The sequence below is a fragment of the Pseudomonas rhizophila genome (assembly GCF_003033885.1).
Taxonomy (GTDB): Bacteria; Pseudomonadota; Gammaproteobacteria; order Pseudomonadales; family Pseudomonadaceae; genus Aquipseudomonas; species Aquipseudomonas rhizophila.
This window is the reverse complement of record NZ_CP024081.1, coordinates 414,900-435,326: the sequence shown is the minus strand read 5'-3', so window position 1 is coordinate 435,326 and position 20,427 is coordinate 414,900. Positions and strand designations below refer to the sequence as shown.

The window sequence follows — 20,427 nt, the reverse complement described above, 5'->3', positions numbered from 1 at the left end:
ATGACTGAGCGCGTAAACCTCAACATCCCCTTTGGCTGCTCCTCGCAAACAGGCCTGTTGCGCCATGCCATCCGTGCTGCACTGTTCTGCACGGTGTTGAGTGCGGGCGCCGTGCCGATGTTCGCCGTCGCGGCGCAAGACGGTGTCACCACCGCGCGCCAGAGCTACAACATTGCCGCCGGCCCCCTGAACGATGTGCTGAACCAGTTCGCTCGTCAGGCCGGCATCACCCTGGCAAGCACTCCGCAGCAGACGAGCGGCATCCAGTCCCCGGGACTGCACGGCGAGTATTCGACGGACCAGGCCCTGAGCCATCTGCTCAGCGCTTCAGGCCTGACCGCCGTCAGCCCGGATGGCAGCAGCTATGTGCTGCAAGCCGAGGCCTCGGGCGGCACGTTGGCGCTGCCGACCACCGACATCAAGGGATTTGCCCTGGGTAACGCCTTGGGCAGCATGGCGGGCTACAACGCCACCCACAGCCAGGTCGCCACCAAGACCAGTACCGCCCTGCGGGAAACCTCGCAAAGCGTCTCCGTGGTCACCCGCGAGCAAATGGACGACCAAGGCGCGCAAACCGTCTCCCAGGCCATGCGCTACACCCCAGGGGTATTGACCAACCCCTACGGCGCGACCCATCGCTACGACTACGTGGCGATGCGCGGCTTCAACGATGGCTCGGTGGACAACATCTACCTCGACGGCCTCAAGTCCATGGGCGACAGCGGCACCTACAGTTCCATGCAAGTCGACCCGTACTTCCTTGAGCGGGTCGACATTCTCAAAGGCCCATCCTCGGTGCTCTACGGGCGCAGCTCGCCCGGCGGCCTGGTGGCGCTCACCAGCAAGAAACCGCTGTACGAGGCCTATCACCAAATCCAGGCCACGGTCGGCACCCAGGGCCAACGCGGCATGGGCTTCGACTTTACCGGGCCGGTGGATGATGACAAACGCATCGCCTATCGCCTGGTGGGGCTGGCGGATACGTCCGACACGCAGTTCGACCACACCAAGGAAAAGCGCTTTGCCCTCGCCCCCACGGTGAGCATCGACTTTACCGAAGACACGTCGCTGACGCTTCAGGCCTACCTGCAGCACGACCCCGACGGTGGTTATCACGGCGGCATGCCGGCCGACGGCACCTTGCATCAGCGCAACGGCAAGCGTATCTCGGAAAATTTCTTCGAAGGCGAGCCAGGCGTCGATGGCTATGAACGTGATCAGCAGTCGTTCGGCTACCAGTTCGAACACCGTTTCAACGATGTCTTCACCGCCCGGCAGAACTTCCGTTACCTGGACTCCCAAGTCACCAATGATCAGGTCTACGCCTACGGCTGGACCACGCCGACCAGCAACGAGCTGAACCGCTACTACACCGGTGCCGAAGAAAAACTGCATTCGTTCATCGTCGACAACATGCTGCAGGCTGAATTTTTCAGCGGGGCGACCAAGCACACCGTGTTAATGGGCGCTGACTATCAGCGGCGCAAGACCGTGGTGGATTGGACCAGCGGCAGCCTAGCCCCGATCAACGCCTTCGACCCGGTCTATGGCAACTCGGCCATCACCTACTTCAGCCCCACCAGCTACCTGCGGCGCCTGGAACAGACCGGTGTCTACCTGCAAGACCTGATCGAGATGGATAAATGGCGTTTCTCCCTGGGCCTGCGTCAGGACTGGGTGAAAACCTCGGATGAAAACCGCATCGCTGAGTTCGGCCGCCCGGAAGGCACCGAGATCAACGACAAACGCAGCAAGCTCACTGGCCGTGCCGGGGCGCTGTACCTGTTCGACAACGGCCTGGCGCCGTACGTCAGCTACTCCGAGTCGTTCAACCCCAACTCCTACGCCGACAGCGCCGGCAACCCGCTGTCGCCGACCGATGGCAAGCAATGGGAACTGGGCCTGAAGTATCAGCCACCGGGTACGGATGACCTGTACACCGCCTCGCTGTTCCGCATCGACCAGGAGAACCTGGCGACCAAACTGCCCCAGGAAAACTTCTACCGCGCCGTCGGTGCCGTTCGCTCCCAGGGCCTGGAACTGGAAGCGCACCTGCAACTGACCGAGCAGTTCAAAGTGCTGGGCAGCTACACCTTCACCGATATCGAATATTCGAAATCGATGATCAGCACGTTGAGCACCGCCACCGACATCATCGAAAACAAGGGCAACTCACCGACCCAGGCCCCACGCCACATGGCTTCGGTGTGGGCGGACTACAAGTTCGACAGCGGCGCGCTCGATGGCCTGAGACTGGGCGGTGGCGTACGTTATGTCGGCTACAGCTGGGCCGATGCGGAAAACACCATGAAGGTGCCGTCCTATACGTTGTTCGATGCGTCGGTGGGGTATGACCTGGGCAAGGTCGGCTTGAAAGGCGTGGACGTGCGCCTGAACGCAAACAACCTGACCAACGAAACCTACGTCGCCTCCTGCGCCAGCCTGAGCTACTGCTACCTGGGCGAAGAACGCAACGTGGCGGCGACGGTGAGTTACCAGTTCTGACCCGTTCTCTTTGGTAACTCATTCTCTGTGGCGAGGGAGCTTGCTCCCGCTGGACGCGAAGCGGCCCTGTTTTTTGGGGGGCTGCTGCGCCACCCAGCGGGAGCAAGCTCCCTCGCCACAAGGTTCGGTTTTTACTTCTCGAACCTGTTTGCGTCAAACCCGCACCGCATCCCCTTCCTCCCGCACCACACCCTCTTCCCGCACAAACCGGTTCGCCCGCCCAAACGTGCCGAAATCATTGAACCGCACGCCCATCTCACGCATCACTTTGTGGGCCACCGGCACCGTCATCTGGCGGATGTAGAACGGCTCTTTGACCACGAAATGATGGACCCCGTGGCTACTGCCGAAGTTGAAGCAGAACGCCTGCAATGGCCACAGCCACCAGGGGTTGAGCACCTGGGTTTGCTGGATGACATTGCCCGGCTCGATGTCGCCGTAGTAATGCATGTTCGAGCTGATGAAATGCAGGCAAAAGGTGCGCAGCACGTTCGGGCCGATGATCACCACCGCTGCGATATCGATCACGTGCATCACTGCCAGCGTGGTCGGCGACCAATCAATCGACGTGCCAAGCAAATAGGCGACAGCGTTGGCCCCATGGAAACCGAGAAACACGTACCACGCGCCCCAGTGCAACAGCGCCAGCGGGAAATACACCTTCAGCGTGCGCTTGAGGATGCTGCGCTTGTGCGCCCAGGTCTTGGCCCGCAGCAGGCGAATGAAGGCCGACATCACGTTGTCGCCCACCATCAGCAAGCGCGCCAGCCCCCAGGGCTCGCCATTGGTAATGGCCCGCTCTTCCAGGTCGGCCTCGCTGCCGGACACTTTGTGATGATTGAGGTGCAAATGGCGGCGGATCCACGGGTTGATGGTGCTGGGCCGCGCCAGCCAGACCAGGCCCATCATCAGGTTGTGGGGTGCACGTTGCTTGCGAAAATACATGCTGTGGATCAGGTCGTGTTCCAGCTCGTGGGTCAGTGAAGCGAAAAAAGCGTTGAGCAGCAGGCATGCCCAACCGGCCAGGTGACCGTTGATGTAGAGCAGCGCCGAACCGACCATCCCGGCCAGGGCGAACGCCAGGATGCCCGCGCCCAACGCATCCTGATGACGCAGGATCGGGTAGCGCTGGCGCAGTTCTTCGCCTCGGGCCAAGACCACCTGGCGAATATGGGCCGATCGCTGTTGTGCATTCAATCGCTCGGGGCTTGCGCAAGTGCCGTGCATGGCTTACATCCTCTTCTATCGATGTGCTCATCCTGCCGGGCGATGCCCCCTAGGGTGGTAGCCGTAAACGCCAACCTGTTGACCGCAAGCGCCAATCGCCATGACTGAACCCACCTCCCTCGCCAGTTGGACCCGCGCCCTGCGCAAACAGCTTGATGCGTTGGGCCTGGACAGCCATGCCCTGTGCCTGGAGGCCGGGCTCGATCCGCAGTTGATGGACGACCCGAATGCCCGTTATCCGCTCTCGGCCACCACGCGCCTGTGGGAACTGGCCGTGCAGGCCAGCGGTGATCCGGCGATCGGCCTGCGGGTTTCGCGCTTCGTCAGTCCCACCACGTTCCACGCTCTGGGTTATGCCCTGGTGGCCAGCGGCAGTTTGCGAGAAGTGTTTGAGCGAATCGTGCGTTATCACCCGGTGGTCAGCGATGCGTTGATGCTGCAACTGAGCCGCTGCGAAGACCGATACCGCTTCACGCTCGACGTGCCCCAAGGCCGGGCGACGCCGGCCTTTGAAGCCATCGATGCGTTCGCCGCGATTTACGTGCGCACGTGTCGCAACCGACTGGGCCGCGATTACGCGCCGCTGGCGGTGTACTTGCGGCGCCCGGAACCGACGGACCCCGGCCCCTGGCATAAAGTGTTCCGTTCACCTGTGTATTTCGGCGCCGAGCAAGATTGCCTGGAATTCAGCCTCGTCGATTTCGACAGCCACCTGGACGACGCCAATCCGGAGCTGGCTGAACACAACGAGACGGTACTCAAGCGCACCCTCGCCCAGCTCCAGCCGCTGACCTGGGAGCGCAAGGTGCGAGCCGCTATCGAGGCCCAACTGCCCGAAGGCGAACCCAGCGCCGAGCGCATCGCCCAGGCCATGCACCTGAGCCTGCGCAGCCTGCAACGGCATTTGGCCGATGAAGGCTGCCGCTTCGACACGCTGCTTAACGAATGTCGGGAAAACCTGGCACTGCTGCACCTGCGCGACCCGCAGTGCTCACTGAGTGAAGTCGGTTATCTTCTGGGCTTTGCCGATGCCAGCAGCTTCAGCCGGGCGTTCAAGCGCTGGACCGGAATGACGCCGGGGCAGTTTCGGGATGGGTTGCGCTAGGGGTTTGCGTTGGCTGGGCCGGCCCTATCGCGAGCAGGCTCGCTCCCACATTGTCTTGAGGTGAACTCAACATTCAGGCCCGCCACCAACGCTGTGGGAGCGAGCCTGCTCGCGATAGCGGTGGATCAGTCGATAAAGGCCTTCAGATCGTGGTCAATGCCCGCAACCGCTCGATATCCAGGATTTCAATCTCACCATAAGCCAACTGCACAATGCCCTGGGCCTGAAGGTCCTTGAGGATCTGGTTGGTGGTCTGGCGCGACAGTGAGAGCATGAGCGCCAGTTGCTCCTGGGGCAGTTGCAAGACCCGTCGCGCCGGTTCGATTTCGCCGTAGCCTTCGGCGATCATCAGCAGGCGATTGGCAACACGTACCGGGGCGGGCATCAGGCTCAGGTGTTCGAGATTGATGAAGGTCAGGCGCAGTTTGTGGCTCATCAGCCGTGCAATATCTCGCCAATAGACCGGATGTTCTTGCAGAAACGCCATCAACGGCGCCTGAGGCAAGTGCAGCAAGGTGCACTGGCCCACGCTCACCGCGTCATGGGTGCGCGGCTGGCCATCGAACAGGCAGATTTCACCAAACCAGTGGGGGGCTTCCACCACACTGAGCAGCGCTTCCTTGCCCTGTTCGTTCACTGCGCCGATCCGTACCGCGCCCTCCAATACGGCGTACATCCCGCAGGGTGGGTCACCGCGCTGAAACAGCCGATGCCCCGGCACCAGGCGGCGCACCCGCGACATGCCCAACAGACTACTCTGTAACTCAGCGGGCAAGTGGCTGTACCAGTGACCGGCCAACAGGTGCGAGTGCCAGGGATGGGTATTCATGGAAACTCCGGGACAAGTGTCGGCTAACTGACAGAACGCCTCGTGGAACCCGGGCATCATGCAGGCATCACCTCAGGAGGAACAACAATGAAAAGCCTCGTTGATCATCTCAGTCAATACGCTGCCTACCACCGCGACCCACGCAACATCGCCACGCACTTCATCGGTATTCCGCTGATTTTCGTCGCCGTCGCCGTACTGCTGTCACGGCCGGGTTGGCCGGTGGGCGCGGTTCTGGTGTCGCCGGCGCTGCTGATAGCGGTAGCCAGTGCCTGGTTCTATCTACGCCTTGAGTTGCGCCTGGGGGTGCTGATGACGGTACTGCTGGCCCTGGCGCTATGGCTGGGCCAGGTGCTCGCCGCGCAAAGCACCTTGGTGTGGCTGGGCAGTGGCCTGGGGATGTTCGTGGTGGGCTGGGTGATCCAGTTCGTCGGTCACTATTACGAAGGCCGTAAACCGGCGTTCGTCGATGACCTCACCGGGTTGATTGTCGGGCCTCTGTTCGTGGTGGTGGAGGCGGGTTTCCTGCTGGGGCTTCGTAGCGAACTGAAGCGGGCCATTGAAGAACGCGCCGGGCCCGTGGCCTTGCGTCACCAACGCTCGGCCGTCTGAATCTGTGGGAGCAAGGCTTGCCCGCGAAGGCATCGCCTCGGTCTATCAAGCTACACCGAGGTGTTTGCATCGCGGGCAAGCCTTACTCCCACAAGCTCGCTCCCACAAGAGTCAGGCCTTACCGCTCAGGTTACAGCGCACCAAACTCGACCCGTATCGTCAGCGCGCCGGTGTTATCTTTCAAGCCAGACCCATGTTGCCCGGTCAGGTCATCGTTGATGCACAGTTGCAGTTCCCCTTGCTGGTCGCTCGGAACCTGCGCCAGATCACCCACCAGGAACGGCGTTCCATCGTTGCCCACACGACCGATCAAGGCGCCTTCGGCGGCACCGGGCAAGGCATAGCTGCTGTAGTCGATGTGCCGCGAACCACCGTTTCCATCGACATTGCCGCCCTGCGGACTCGCGCACCATAACCCACTGACGTAGCGAACCACGCGCGGTATCAACCCGTTGATCTGCACTCCAGTGCCCTGCCAGGCGATGTTGGATTGGACCTGCATGGTCACCGCCTTCAGGTCGTTGGCCACGGTGTCCCCGGCTTGGAACGACAGCGCCGCAATCGTCAGGCTCGGGTTCGAGGTGCCCGTGCTGGGGAACACGCCATCGCCCACCAGAAACAGGTTCTTGTGGTCCCAACTGCGCTGGTATTTGTCCACCACCGACTTGGCTGGATCATCGCCCATGCGATAGGTCCCCATCAGGTGTCCGGCGCCCTGGAAGCTGTAATCTTCGCCTTTGTAGTTGAAGGTCCCTTTGCCAATGGGTGCTGTCAGTTCCACGGCGCCAAGCAGGTCCTTGATGATGTGGCTCGCCAGTATCTTCGCCTGCCTGAAACCTTCCTTGGTGTAATCGGACAGGTCGTAGTGGATTTCCGGCCGAAGAATGCCGAGCCCGTCCTTGTAGTTATCCGTCGAGGGCACGATGTAGCTATTGGACTGGTCGGGATGGTCTTCCACCTGTTCCACCAGGAAGCCGATCCGAAACTGGCGGATGAACAGTTCGTTGAGTTTTTTGATCAGTGCCGTGCCGTACAGCGCTTCAGTGGGCGGCGGCGGTGTCTCTTTCGCCGGCAATGGATTGGTGCGACTTATGTTCTTCCCGTCGATAAAATCGGCCACGGTGACGTAAGGATCGCCAACCGGCCAGTTCCAGCCTTCATTGCCAATTTCGATGCGCCATGCCGCTCGCTGGCTGCGGAAGGCACCGTCACGCAGGCTCTCGATGCCCGCCGTGGACACCGGGCCACGATATGGGAAAACCGTCTTGCCTTCCGGCATCAGCCCCCACGCCAGGTAAATCGGATGATCGGACAGGCTGCGTCCCACCTGCCCGCTGCTGTTGGCCACACCTTTAGGCCAGTCCGGGGTTTTGGAGTTGAGCAACAATTTAGGGGTTTCGATGGCATGGGCCGCGATCACGTAACGCTGCCCGATGGCCACACCGTTTCCCGTCTTCGGTCCCTCGCCAAGCTGATATTGAATGAATTCGATGCCATTGATGTTCTTGTCCGGGCCCACGGTCACTTTGCTGGCCACGGTCCGGTACATGACCCGGACCTTGCCGGTGGCCCGGGCCTTGTTCATGGTCACCGTGGCGTCGTACTTGGCCTGGATCGGGCAGATCGGCGTGCAGTTGGTATTGCCGGCACACACCCGGCGCCCGGCGTAGGGCTGGGAATTGCGCCCCGCCGGGGTCGGACTGACCACCAGCGGCAAGCCGTCGAACGTCTGCCCGGTCACGGCGCTGACAAAACTGCCGTCAACCAGTGACAGCGGAATGCTGTGCATCGGGAATGAATAGCCCTCGGGAAAGGTCATGCCCAGATAAGCCTGGTCGGCGACATTGGCCGACACACCGATTTCCGCCTCGGCCCGGCAATAGGCACTTTGCAGATCGTCGTAGCCGATCGGCCAGTCCACCCCGACGCCGTATTTGCTCTTCAGGCGAAAATCGTTCGGCACCATGCGCAGGCACGTTCCGACCCAATGCCAGGTCGTCCCGCCGCCCACCCGTTCATAGGTGCTGTTGAAGGGCAACGGGCCTTTCTGCACCAGGTAACTGATTTCCGGTTTGTCCCAACCCAGGATCAGATCGGCGATGGTTGCCCGCGGGGCATTTTCCTTGGTCGGGTCGCGCGGTGTGTCCAGGGTCGATACCGGAGGATAGGGCGACTCCGGGGTTTTCAGGGTCGCCGTGTAGAAGCGCTCCAGATACTGCGTACGATTGGCCGGGATCTCCGGGCCCGATTCGAGCACCAGCACATCCACGCCAGCCATGCCCAACTGATAAGCGATGATGCTGCCGGCCAGCCCCGCACCAACGATGACCACCTCTGCTTGTTCGGTACTCATGACGAAGCTCCTTGCTGCGCGTTGGCAGCTACTCCGGTGTAATCCTCAAGGCTGGGCGGCGTCGTGTTCCAGTAGCCGAAGAACATCTCGCTGTAGCCCATAGGGTGAGCCTGGGCGGCTTTCCAGGCCCATCCATTGATATAAGCCTGGTCGGACACCACCGTCTGCTCATCCTTTTTGAAACTCGCCGCGTCATAGGGTTGGTACCAGACGCCCAGCAACCACAGCTTCATGATCGAACGCGCGGCTTTGGCGGTCTGCGTGTCGGCCGGTAGCGCTCCGTCCATCAATACCGCTTGGGCGATCTGATCCGGGGATTGATTGTCCCCCGCCAGGTTGGCGTATTGAGTCAGCAATGTACTGAGCACATCAGGCGTGATTCTTGGCGTGATGAATTCAAGAAACAGCGGAGGCAAACCCACCTGGTCGATCGCCGGTGCCAATCGCTCAGTGGAAATGCCAGTCAGGACCGATGAAAGGCCTACGAAATTTTCCAGTTCACTGCTCATGCTTGACTCCTTGTCCAGTCGTGGACTGCGCGCGTTCGAGCAAATAGGTGAAATCCGCGAAGCTGGTGCGCGGCGATTCGGTGACATGGGTTGCCGCATTGCCATGACACGCCATGCAACTGGAGGACGCTTGGGGCACGGTGCCCTGGATGTAGGTTTCCAGTGTGGCGTTGGCCAGGAACAACGGGGCAGGATTGCCCAGCGGGTTGGCGGCTGATATCTGACAGTTGGGCTGTGGTGCCGACGGCCACTGGGTACTGATCAATTGATAGTTCGCCCAGACGCTCTGTGGGTTGACCGTACGCAACAGCGCTTGATAGGTGGCGTTCAGGGTTTTGGTGGCTTCGGTCAGCGGTATCTCACGCACGATCTGCGAGGGGGTTGCCTTGACCGCCGGGTTCCATGGCCGGGGCGGCGGCTGGTTGATATCGCTTTGGCTGGCAGCGTTGTAGAACAGATAAGGTCCCACCCGTTGGGCCGGGGGGGTGGTCTGTTCGGGTACGTTTTTTACATGTTCAAAGGTCGACCAGACCCACTGCGCGGCGCTGTCGGTCTTGTGAACGATGTGCAGTCCCACCAACCCCACCGGTTCGGACTTGCACGACTCCCCGACAATGGGTCCTTTGCTCGGGTCGCTGTTTCCCGGTGTATAGACCAGCGCATCGACGGTGTGAAAATCCTGCGGACGATCATTGGCGCCCAGCACTTTCCACGATGCTTTCACCATCAGCGCGCCGACGTCCTGTGTCTTGGCCGAGCCGCAACTGAAAGCCACGGCGTTGGTCGGGTTTGCGGCAAAAAACTTCTGCTGGCCTTCGATGCTGTACAGACCATTGTCGACAATGGAATTGAACATCGATCGGTTGACCACGATTTCGTTGCGCGTATAGGTACCGTTCTGATCCACCAGCGGGCCGCTCTCGAAAGGCTGGATAAACTCATCCAGCACATCGGGCACCTTGCCCATCTGCTGCAACAGGCGCCCGGACTTGAGCGACTTGCACGCTTCGGGAAGCGTCGCCGGCGCGTCCCAGGCCAACGGCGCCTGACCCTTGGCCCGGAAGATCTGGTAGCTCTCTTTCCAGCTTTCCCACACCGTTGCCCCATCCTGCTTGCCGATGGAGGTGCCGGTATTGGGATTGCCGTTGTCCAGCGCCGGCCAGTTCAGGGCAATGAAGGTCTGCCATGACAGGTCATCGAAATCGCGCTGAAGGCTGGCCAGCGTGGGATGTTCCTCGGCAACCGTGACATCGAAGGGTATCTGCGGTGACAACGAGGGGGTGGCGCTGACGGATGGGCTCAATAAAACGCTTAGCAAGGCACAGCCAAACGGGCCATGCCGACTGACTTCCATTCTCATGCTTTATCTCCTTGGCATCAGGGCGCCAGGAGATAACACCGGTCCGTCATTGGACTCTTACTGCCTCCTGGCAAGTCAGAGTCTAGGTAGGGATTTAGATGGGAAAAGGTATTGGTGTAGAACCAATCGAAGCAAGGTTGGGCGGGGTTATTCAGATTCTGATCGGGGCGTGAGTGGGACCGCCATCGCGAGCAGGCTCGCTCCCACAGGAGACTGGGGCTGGGCCGCAGATGTTGTGGCCGACACCGCTCCCACAGGTTTTTTTGGGTTGCCCACAGACTTGTGGTCAAGCCCATTCCACTGTGGGAGCGAGCCTGCTCGCGATGCTTTTGATCCTAGAGGTTAGCGACTTTCTGCCAGACCTTCGGCTTGAAGAACAGCGTCTCGCCCTTCGCCAGGCCCACCAGACTGTCGTGGTCCTTCACCACTTCAGCTTCGATCAGCTCGCTCTGGCCTTCCACCTTCAGGGTCACCCGGGTGGTGGCACCCAGCGGGCGAATGTCGCGCACTTCGGCGGCGTGGTGATCCTCCAGTTCCGAACGCGACAGCGAGACTTCGTGAGGGCGGAACAGCACATGCCGGTCTTCACCCAAGTGCAGGCGGTTCGAGTCGCCGAGGAAGTGGTACACAAAATCACTGGCCGGGTTTTCGTAGACATCGCCCGGCGAGCCGATCTGCTCGATCACGCCCTTGTTCATCACCACGATCCGGTCGGCGACTTCCATGGCTTCTTCCTGGTCGTGGGTCACGAACACCGAGGTCAGGTTGATGTCCTCGTGCAACCGCGCCAGCCAGCGCCGCAGTTCCTTGCGAACCTTGGCGTCGAGGGCGCCGAAGGGTTCATCCAGCAGCAGCACTTTAGGCTCCACCGCCAGGGCACGGGCCAGGGCGATACGCTGGCGCTGGCCGCCGGAAAGCTGTTCGGGGTAACGGTCGGCGAGCCAGTCCAGTTGCACCATGTTCAACAACTCGTGGACCTTGGTCGCGATCTGGCTTTCGTTCGGGCGTTGGTTTTTGGGCTTCATGCGCAAGCCGAAGGCAACGTTGTCGAACACCGTCATGTGGCGGAACAGGGCATAGTGCTGGAATACGAAACCGACGTTGCGATCACGCACGTCGTGGCCGGAAACGTCCTCGCCGTGGAACACGATGTTGCCCTGGTCCGGGGTTTCGAGGCCGGCGATGATCCGCAGCAAAGTGGTCTTGCCGCAACCCGACGGCCCCAGCAGGGCCACCAACTCGCCGCTCTGGATGTCCAGGCTGATATCGTCCAGGGCCTTGAAGGCGTGGAAATTCTTGCTGACGTTACGAACTTCGATCGACATGACTTATTCCTCCGCGGCGCTGGCGCGCAGGCGGTTGATTCGGTTTTCGCTCCACTGCTTGAGCAGCAGGATGAAGAGCGCCAGGATCAGCAACAGGCTCGCCACAGCGAACGCGGCCACGTGGTTGTATTCGTTGTAGAGGATCTCGACGTGCAAAGGCAGGGTGTTGGTGACCCCGCGAATGTGCCCGGACACCACCGATACCGCGCCGAATTCGCCCATGGCCCGGGCGGTACACAGCACCACGCCATAGATCAGCCCCCACTTGATGTTCGGCACGGTGACATGCCAGAACATCTGCCAGCCATTGGCACCCAACAGCCGCGCGGCTTCTTCTTCCTGGGTGCCCTGCTCCTGCATCAGCGGGATCAGCTCACGGGCCACGAACGGCACGGTGACGAAGATCGTCGCCAGCACGATGCCCGGCAGCGCAAACACAATCTGGATGTCGTGATCCGACAGCCACGGCCCGAACAGGCCCTGGGCACCGAACATCAGCACATAGACCAGGCCGGCGATCACCGGCGACACCGAGAACGGCAGGTCGATCAGGGTCACCAGCATGCTCTTGCCACGGAATGAATATTTGCTCACGCACCACGCGGCGCTGACCCCGAACACCAGGTTCAGCGGCACCGAGATCAGCACCGCGATCACCGTGAGCTTGAGCGCCGACAGGGCATCGGGTTCGAAGATTGCGGCAAAGAACGCCCCCAGGCCCAGCTTCAGCCCCTGGGAGACTACGATGAACAGCGGCAGCAGCAGGAACAGCGCAAAGATCAACCAGCCAAGACCGATCAGGACTCGCCGCGATGTTGCACTGCCGCGGCGGGCGGCGTTGGTGGAGGCCGCGTAAATAGACGATTGGGACATGTTCGCGCCTCCTTATGGGGTTTCGATGCGCCGCTGCAGCAGGTTGATCAGCAGCAACAGGACGAAGGAAACCACCAGCATCAGCACGCCGATGGAGGTGGCGCCGGTGTAGTCGTATTGGTCGAGCTTGACCATGATCAGCAGCGGCAGGATCTCGGTTTTCATCGGCATGTTGCCGGCGATGAAAATCACTGACCCGTACTCACCCACGCCACGGGCAAAAGCCAGGGCGAAGCCGGTCAACCAGGCCGGCAACAACGCCGGCACAAGGACGTGGCGGAACACCTGCCACGGCTTGGCACCGAGACAGGCGGCGGCCTCTTCGACTTCACGGGGGATATCGGCCAGCACCGGCTGCACCGTGCGCACCACGAACGGCAGCGTCACGAAGGTCAGCGCCAGGGTGATGCCCAGCGGGGTGTAGGCGATTTTGAAACCCAGGTCGGTGGCGAACTGGCCGACCAGGCCGGTCGGCGCATACAACGCCGTTAGCGCGATACCGGCCACGGCGGTGGGCAGGGCGAACGGCAGATCGATCATTGCATCGATGATCTTGCGACCGGGGAAGGTGTAGCGCACCAGCACCCAGGCCAACAGCGTACCGATCACACCGTTGATGATCGCCGCGCACAGAGCAGTGCCGAAGCTGAGCTTCAAGGCCGCCAGCACCCGTGGCGCGGAGATGATCGCCCAGAACTGTTCCCAGGTAAGTTGGGCGGCATGTACGAACATTGCCGCCAGGGGTATGAGCACAATCAGACTGAGGTACACCAGGGTGTAGCCCAGCGTCAGCCCGAAGCCGGGTATGACGGGGGATATGCGACGCGACATAAAGGTCCTTGGTTGAGAACGCGCAAAAACTGTGGCGAGGGGATTTATCCCCGTTGGGCTGCGAAGCAGCCCCAAAGCAGCCGACTCAATTCACCTGAGCATAAAGACATGCCAGATTCAGGGCCGCTTCGCGCCCCAACGGGGATAAATCCCCTCGCCACAGATTCAGTGTCCGGCCTTAGCTTGTAATCAGCTCATTCAGGCCTGCCCAGCTTACTGCGCCTGATAGATCTGGTCGAAAATGCCGCCATCGTTGAAGAATTTCGGCTGGGCGGTTTTCCAGCCACCGAAGTCCTTGTCGATGGTCACCAGGTCCAATTTCGGGAACTGCCGGGAGTACTTGGCGGCCACGTCCTTGTCACGTGGACGATAGAAGTTTTTCGCGGCGATTTCCTGGCCGGCCGGGCTGTACAGGTGCTTGAGGTAGGCTTCGGCGATCTCCAGGTTGCCTTTTTTCTCGGCATTCTTGTCCACCACCGCCACCGGCGGCTCGGCGAGGATCGACAACGACGGCACGACGATGTCGAACTTGTCCGCGCCGCCGTCTTCTTTCAGCGCCAGGAAAGCTTCGTTTTCCCAGGCCAGCAACACGTCGCCCTGACCGTTGTTGACGAAGGTAATGGTCGAGCCACGGGCGCCGGTATCGAGGATCGGCACATGCTTGAACAGTGCTTGTACGTATTGCTTGGCCTTGGCTTCGTCACCACCGTTGGCCTTGAGGCCATAGGCCCAGGCGGCGAGGAAGTTCCAGCGAGCACCGCCGGAGGTCTTCGGGTTCGGGGTGATGACCGACACGTCATCCTTGATCAGATCGCCCCAGTCCTTGATGCCCTTGGGGTTGCCCTTGCGCACCAGGAACACGATGGTTGAGGTGTACGGTGTGCTGGCTTCCGGCAGGCGTGTTTGCCAATCCGCCGGCAGGGACTTGCCCAGCTTGGCGATTTCGTCGATGTCGCCAGCCAGAGCCAGGGTCACCACGTCAGCCCGCAGGCCATCGATCACCGCCCGACCCTGCTTGCCCGAGCCACCGTGAGATTGCTGGATCTTCACGCTATCGTCCGGGTGCGCTTTCTTCCAGAAACTGGCGAATTCGGCGTTGTAATCCTGGTACAGCTCGCGAGTCGGGTCGTAGGACACGTTAAGCAACTCGTAATCCTTGGCGACGGCGGAACCTGCAAAAACAGCGCTGGCCAAGACGGCCAAGGCATAACGGCGAATTGACGGCATGGTGAAAACTCCTGGAATTCCGGTTTTTTATGTTTGTGAAGTGTTGGTCTTCAACCCGGTTTGTGGCTCGGCTGCTGCAACCGGAATTTTTCCTTGCGCTCGATCTGGACGACTTGCGCGTTGTGCACGGTGATTTCCACCGCGCCAAAACGAAGGTCCCGCAAGGCATTGAGGATCTCGCGCAACAGAGTTGCTTCGTCCTGACCGTCAACGCTGCGTAGAGATGCGCTCATGCTATTGCTCCTTGAATGCCTGGAAGTGGGCGGCACCGTTTGTGGCGTAGGAGCAATACTAGATAGGCTTAGATATTCTTAAAAAGACTATTTAAGAATTTTTATATAACCAAAAACACAAACAGCCGATGTGCAAAGGCAATTAATTGATTGCGGGCGCGCGATCCCAATCCAGCTGGTGCGCGGCAACGGGTCGCCCGAACCAGTAGCCCTGCCCCATCCCACAGGCATGTTCCAGCAGAAACGCTGCCTGCTCGCGCTGCTCGATGCCTTCGGCTTGCACTTGCATACCCATGCTGCGGGCCAGGGCGATGATTACCTGGACAATCGCTGCGTCGTCCTCATCCCACGGCAACCCGGCCACAAAGCCCTGATCAATCTTGAGCTTCTGGACAGGCAGGCGTTTGAGTCGCAGCAACGACGAATAACCGGTACCAAAATCATCGATAGCCAGTCGCACCCCCAATTCCCGCAGACGGTGCATTTGCTCCAGGGCCACTTCCGGATCGTCCATCACCGCGCTTTCGGTCACTTCCAACTCCAGACAGGCCGGGTCCAGGCCTGAAACGTGCAGCACCCGCGCGACCTGTTCGTACAACTCGCGACGGGCGAACAGCCGACTGGAAACGTTGACCGCGACAAACGATAACGCCACCCCAGCCTCCTGCCATTGACGCATCTGTCGACAGGCCTGCTCCATGACCCAGGCATCGATTTGGGCGATCAGCCCGGTGCGCTCGGCGATGGGAATGAACTCGGCCGGCGAAACCAGCCCGCGCTCGGGATGCTCCCAGCGTACCAAAGCCTCGACACCGATCAGGCGGCTGGTCGCCAGATCGTGTACCGGCTGGTAATGAACCCGCAGCTCCTGCTGCTGGAGCGCGCGTCGCAGTTCGAAGGCGATCTCGACTCGTTGCTGGGCATGAGCGGTGAGTTCTTCGGTATACAGGGCGTAGCCATCGCGCCCGGCACTCTTAGCCTTGAACAACGCGGAGTCGGCATTGCGCAGCAGTTGCCCCGCGCTGAGGGCATCCCCGGGAAACAGGCTGATGCCCACGCTGGCATTGATGAACAAGAGCTGGTTTTCGAGGCGCAACGGTTCTTTCAGGGCATCGATAATGCGCTGGGCCAGCACCGCCGCCTGCGCCGGCTGCGAGCAATTTTCCACCAGCACCGCAAACTCGTCGCCCCCCAGCCGGGCCAAGGTCACGCCTGGCGCAAACAACCCCCGGAATCGCTCCGCCACGCTCTTGAGCAATTGATCGCCAACGTGATGCCCCAGGCTGTCGTTGATGTTCTTGAAATGGTCCAGGTCCACCAGCAACAAGGCGCAGCCGCGTTTGTGCAACTGCGACGACGCCAGCGCCTGCTCGGCGCGATCGGAAAACAGCAGGCGATTGGGCAGACCGGTCAGCGGATCGTGGTGGGCCAGGTACGCCAGTTCGTGCTCCGAATCCTTGATCGCGCTGATGTCCGAAAACACCGCGACGTAATGGCTGACCTGACCGTTATCGTCGCGAACGACGCGGATCGTTTGCCATTGCGGGTAGATCTCACCGCTTTTACGTCGGTTCCAGATCTCGCCGCTCCACTCGCCACGGCTGCCCAGGGACGCAAACATCTCCTGGTAGAAATCCGCCCCATGACGGCCAGACTTGAACAGGTTGGGCCGCCGGCCCAACACCTCATCCCGGGCATACCCTGTAATCGTCATGAAGGCGCGATTGACGTGCACGATCAGGCCGTTCGGGTCCGTCACCAACACCCCTTCGCGCGTGCAATCGAAGACGGCGGCGGCCTGGCGCAAACGTTCGCCGTCGGCACGGTGTTCACCTTTTCCGAAAAGCCGGGATATCCGCACACCCGCCAGGAAAACCAATCCGGCGCTGACCAGGACCCAGGCATATCCGTTGATCAACTGCCAGCGAAGCTGATCGGCAGATTGATCGAAAAAGCTGCTCAATAAATAACCAACCAGCTGCAGCCAGACGACCGACAGCACGAGATAAAGCAGCGCTCCACGCATGGCGCTGCGGTGATAGACGGTCATTCGGCGATCCATGTCCCCACAAAGAGGTGGGAATTATAGAGTAAGAAACATCCTGCCACTGTTATCTGAAAGGCCGACTGGTTTTATCTGTGCGGCAGGTGATAATGCAACGGCTGTTTCTATCTTTATCGAGGGCCCTATAGCCTATGTGGTACGAAGGTTTTCTTGGCTTGTCGCCCTGGTCACTGGTGGCAGTCACCCTGCTGATGACCCATGTCACGATCATTGGCGTCACGGTCTACCTGCACCGTTATTCGGCTCATCGCTCCCTGGAGCTCAACGCCGGCCTCAAACATTTCTTCCGCTTCTGGCTGTGGTTGACCACGGCGCAGAACACCCGCGAGTGGACCGCTATCCACCGCAAGCACCACGCCAAATGCGAAACCGTCGATGATCCCCACAGCCCGGTGATCAAAGGCCTGTCCACCGTGCTGCGCAAAGGCGCCGAACTCTATCGCGCCGAAGCGGAAAACCCCGAAACCCTGCGCATCTACGGCAAGAACTGCCCTGATGACTGGATCGAGCGTAATCTCTACAGCCGCTTCCCACTCATGGGCGTGGCGATCATGGGCGTCATCGACCTGCTGCTGTTCGGCACCATCGGCATCACCATCTGGGCCATCCAGATGATGTGGATTCCGGTCTGGGCCGCGGGCGTGGTCAATGGCCTGGGTCATGCCGTGGGCTACCGCAACTTCGAATGCCGCGACGCGGCGACCAACCTGGTGCCCTGGGGCATCCTGATCGGTGGCGAAGAACTGCACAACAATCACCATACCTACCCCAATTCGGCCAAGCTGTCGGTACGCAAATGGGAGTTCGACCTGGGCTGGGCCTGGATCCAGGTATTCAGTTTCCTGCGCCTGGCCAAGGTCCAGCGCGTCGCGCCGATCGCCCACCGTGTCGAGGGCAAGGGGCATCTGGACATGGACACCGCCATGGCGATCCTCAACAACCGTTTCCAGATCATGGCCCAGTACCGCAGGCTGGTCATCGCGCCGCTGGTCAAGCAGGAACTGGAAAAGGTCGATCACTCGGTCCGCCACCAATTCCACCGGGCCAAACGCCTGTTATCGCGGGAAACCAGCCTGCTGGATGAGCGTCACCACGCGCGCATCCAGAGCATGTTGGAACACAGTCAGGCGTTGAAGGTGATCTACGAAAAACGCCTGGCCTTGCAGCAGATTTGGGCCAAGACCAGCAGCAACGGCCACGACATGCTCGCGGCCATCAAGGAATGGATTCACGAAGCCGAGGCCAGCGGCATCCAGTCCCTGCGCGACTTCGCTGACCAGCTCAAGACCTACTCGCTACGGCCTGCAACGGCCTGATAAGCAACCCCGCCAGCCGGCGGAATGCTGTTCACTTAAAAAGATGGCGCTTCTCCTTGAGTGGGGAAGCGCCTTTTTTTGGGGGCCTTGTGATTGAGCAGACGTCGCACATTGGCATAGCTGCCGGGACAGCCATAAATGAATGATCCGTTCACAGGGTCAGACGCGAGGCACTCGTGGTTCGGGTTAACGACCACGATATTCTTTTAATACGCGAGCATGCCTAACGGGACGGAATGGCCCGCAGGTCGTCGGCGATAAAGCGGCTCAATTGGCCGGTGTAGAAGCCTTCGACATCCGAGTTACCTCTGTTGGTCAGAGCGCCCACCATGCTTCTCATGTTCTGGAATTGCCCGATCGCGCCGCCCGGCATCAGGCCCTGACGGGCCTGGGCAAAGTGCAAAACCTCTGCGCCGGCCTTCTTCACCTTGACCTGATAGCTGAAATCGACACTGGCGAGGAGCGTGCCATCGGCAACGATTTTGCTCATGAAGCCGCCTTGGGTGTCTTGAATACGTCGCGCGTAGACGCTGTTGACGTCCAGCAGATAGTCGGCGGTTTCCTTGCTGGAGGCATAGCGATTGTCCTCGAGCAGGCGACCGATCAGGTCGGTGTGCAATTGCTCACGGACCTTTTCGTCAGGCAAAAAGCGATCGTTCTTGCCTACGACTTCAACGTCGAAGGTGTCGATCCAGAAGGTGGCGGTTTTGGGAATCGTTACCGGAGTGGCGGAGACATAGTAATCGGGTTTGGAGGCACAGCCCGCCATAAGGCAGAGGGCCAGGAATATGGCAAAAACGCGCATGTCTGAATTCGTCCCTGAAAGGTAGTGGCATAGTGACAGCTTCATTCTACGGAGTTTGGACGGGTTCTCAAGTTTTGGCGGCAGCGGATGGCGGCAAAACCCCGGCCGTTGCAGACCGGGGCGATTTTATGGGTGCGGCTTCCGGATAACAGTTGCAGACCGCGTCACTCCCCCGCCATCTCTACCACCGTCTTCCCTTGCCCACGCCCCTGCGCTACTTGCGCAAACGCCTCATTCACGTCTCCCAGGCCAAACCGATGTGGGTCTACCTTGATGCGCAGTACCCCGGCCTCAACCAAAGCCGCCGCTTCGCGCAATATCCGACCATGGTGCTCGCGCCCCTTGCCGGTCAGCAACGGCATCAAGGTAAACACCCCGGAATAACTCGCCCCCTTGAACGACAACGGTGCCAGGCTGTGTTGTCCCCAGCCGAGACAACTGAGTACGTGGCCGGTATAGGTTTTCACTACGTTGAAGGACGCATCCAGTGTCGAGCCGCCGACGGTGTCGTAGACGATGTCGAAGCCTTCGCCGCCGGTGTGCTGGCGCACGTAACTGTCGGTGTCCTGCGCCCGGTAGTCGATAGGGGTCGCGCCCAGTTCACGGATGAAATCCAGGCTGGTGGCCGAGCCGGTGGCATAGACCTCGGCGCCGCGGGCCTTGGCAATTTGCACGGCCATTTGACCGACGCCGCCCGCGCCGCCGTGGATCAGCACTTGTTGGCCGGCCCGAACATTGGCCCGGTCTACCAACCCTTCCCAGGCGGTGATGAAGACCAATGGCAAGGCTGCCGCTTCGCGCATGCTCAACGAACCGGGCTTGAGCACAATCAGGTGAGCATCGACGGCAATGTATTCGGCCAGCGCACCCTGGGCGCCGCCGATGCCGCCGGCCATGCCGAACACGTCATCGCCGGGGGCGAAATCGTGCACGCCCTCTCCCAGCTCAACGACTGTTCCGGCCAGATCGATACCCAGTACGGCGGGCAGCGGCTGGCGGGCATGAGCGCCGCCACCTGCCGCGATCTTGGTATCCAGAGGATTGATCCCTGCGGCGTGAACCCTGATCAATACCTGTCCTTTGCCGGGAACAGGCCGGGGAATGTAGCGAACGACCAGCGGAGCCTGAGCGGTTTGGGCAATGGCGGCGAACATGGTGTTGTTCATGACAGTAAACCTCCAATGAGTGGGTGAGTACATGTTGCGGCCGTCGACGCATTCCGATAAGTAAGCAACTATGGATAGGATTTATT

At 60.5% G+C, this 20,427-nt stretch carries 17 protein-coding genes; 4 read left to right on the top strand and 13 right to left on the bottom strand.

Annotated elements, in window-relative coordinates:
* Positions 1-2,505 carry a TonB-dependent siderophore receptor gene (locus CRX69_RS01990; protein WP_107321451.1) on the top strand — a complete coding sequence of 835 codons (2,505 nt, stop codon included), beginning with the start codon at positions 1-3 and terminating at the stop codon, positions 2,503-2,505.
* Between the two features lie 153 nt (positions 2,506-2,658).
* Here CRX69_RS01990 and CRX69_RS01985 read toward each other — a convergent pair whose 3' ends face one another.
* Positions 2,659-3,732 (bottom strand): fatty acid desaturase, encoded by a 1,074-nt coding sequence (locus CRX69_RS01985; RefSeq protein WP_107321450.1) that lies wholly within the window; start codon positions 3,730-3,732, stop codon positions 2,659-2,661.
* 100 nt (positions 3,733-3,832) lie between these two features.
* On the opposite strand from CRX69_RS01985, the gene CRX69_RS01980 reads away from it, so the two are divergent.
* Complete coding sequence (locus tag CRX69_RS01980) at positions 3,833-4,837, top strand: AraC family transcriptional regulator (RefSeq protein WP_047230303.1); 1,005 nt, start codon at positions 3,833-3,835, stop codon at positions 4,835-4,837.
* Between the two features lie 142 nt (positions 4,838-4,979).
* On the opposite strand, the gene CRX69_RS01975 is transcribed toward CRX69_RS01980, so the two are convergent.
* Positions 4,980-5,666: a Crp/Fnr family transcriptional regulator gene (locus tag CRX69_RS01975; protein WP_107321449.1), complete on the bottom strand. Its 687-nt coding sequence runs from the start codon at positions 5,664-5,666 to the stop codon at positions 4,980-4,982.
* A gap of 87 nt (positions 5,667-5,753) precedes the next feature.
* Between CRX69_RS01975 and CRX69_RS01970 the strand changes: the two genes are divergently transcribed.
* A complete protein-coding gene (locus CRX69_RS01970; protein ID WP_076383226.1) occupies positions 5,754-6,278 on the top strand; it encodes an Mpo1 family 2-hydroxy fatty acid dioxygenase in 525 nt (174 codons plus the stop codon).
* 130 nt (positions 6,279-6,408) lie between these two features.
* On the opposite strand, the gene CRX69_RS01965 is transcribed toward CRX69_RS01970, so the two are convergent.
* From CRX69_RS01965 to dibA, 9 genes are all read right to left on the bottom strand, one after another.
* Positions 6,409-8,631, bottom strand: coding sequence for a GMC oxidoreductase (locus CRX69_RS01965; protein ID WP_076383225.1), 2,223 nt, complete (start codon positions 8,629-8,631; stop codon positions 6,409-6,411).
* Entirely contained in the window at positions 8,628-9,140 is a 513-nt protein-coding gene (locus CRX69_RS01960; protein ID WP_107321448.1) for a sorbitol dehydrogenase, read from the bottom strand. The genes CRX69_RS01965 and CRX69_RS01960 overlap by 4 nt, the downstream gene beginning before the upstream one ends.
* A complete protein-coding gene (locus CRX69_RS01955) occupies positions 9,130-10,500 on the bottom strand; it encodes a hypothetical protein (protein ID WP_047230308.1) in 1,371 nt (456 codons plus the stop codon). Before CRX69_RS01955 ends, CRX69_RS01960 begins: the two co-directional genes overlap by 11 nt.
* 335 nt (positions 10,501-10,835) lie before the next feature.
* Positions 10,836-11,825, bottom strand: a complete 990-nt coding sequence (locus tag CRX69_RS01950) for a sulfate/molybdate ABC transporter ATP-binding protein (protein ID WP_047230309.1) — start codon at positions 11,823-11,825, stop codon at positions 10,836-10,838.
* Positions 11,826-11,828: 3 nt separating this feature from the next.
* Entirely contained in the window at positions 11,829-12,698 is an 870-nt protein-coding gene (cysW, locus tag CRX69_RS01945; protein ID WP_107321447.1) for a sulfate ABC transporter permease subunit CysW, read from the bottom strand.
* 12 nt (positions 12,699-12,710) lie between these two features.
* The gene (gene cysT, locus CRX69_RS01940) at positions 12,711-13,529 is read right to left on the bottom strand and encodes a sulfate ABC transporter permease subunit CysT (RefSeq protein ID WP_047230311.1); all 819 of its coding nucleotides are present in this window, start codon (positions 13,527-13,529) and stop codon (positions 12,711-12,713) included.
* A gap of 213 nt (positions 13,530-13,742) precedes the next feature.
* Positions 13,743-14,756: a sulfate ABC transporter substrate-binding protein gene (locus tag CRX69_RS01935; RefSeq protein ID WP_107321446.1), complete on the bottom strand. Its 1,014-nt coding sequence runs from the start codon at positions 14,754-14,756 to the stop codon at positions 13,743-13,745.
* Positions 14,757-14,806: 50 nt separating this feature from the next.
* Complete coding sequence (gene oscA / locus CRX69_RS01930; RefSeq protein WP_047230313.1) at positions 14,807-14,989, bottom strand: sulfur starvation response protein OscA; 183 nt, start codon at positions 14,987-14,989, stop codon at positions 14,807-14,809.
* A gap of 142 nt (positions 14,990-15,131) precedes the next feature.
* Entirely contained in the window at positions 15,132-17,039 is a 1,908-nt protein-coding gene (gene dibA, locus CRX69_RS01925) for a phosphodiesterase DibA (protein WP_107321445.1), read from the bottom strand.
* A 146-nt stretch (positions 17,040-17,185) separates the two neighbouring features.
* Here dibA and desA point away from each other — a divergent pair, with 146 nt between their 5' ends.
* Entirely contained in the window at positions 17,186-18,370 is a 1,185-nt protein-coding gene (desA, locus tag CRX69_RS01920) for a delta-9 fatty acid desaturase DesA (protein ID WP_076383221.1), read from the top strand.
* A 223-nt stretch (positions 18,371-18,593) separates the two neighbouring features.
* On the opposite strand, the gene CRX69_RS01915 is transcribed toward desA, so the two are convergent.
* Complete coding sequence (locus CRX69_RS01915; RefSeq protein ID WP_107321444.1) at positions 18,594-19,175, bottom strand: hypothetical protein; 582 nt, start codon at positions 19,173-19,175, stop codon at positions 18,594-18,596.
* Between the two features lie 164 nt (positions 19,176-19,339).
* Complete coding sequence (locus CRX69_RS01910; RefSeq protein ID WP_107321443.1) at positions 19,340-20,341, bottom strand: zinc-dependent alcohol dehydrogenase family protein; 1,002 nt, start codon at positions 20,339-20,341, stop codon at positions 19,340-19,342.
* Between the last annotated feature and the right edge of the window lie 86 nt (positions 20,342-20,427).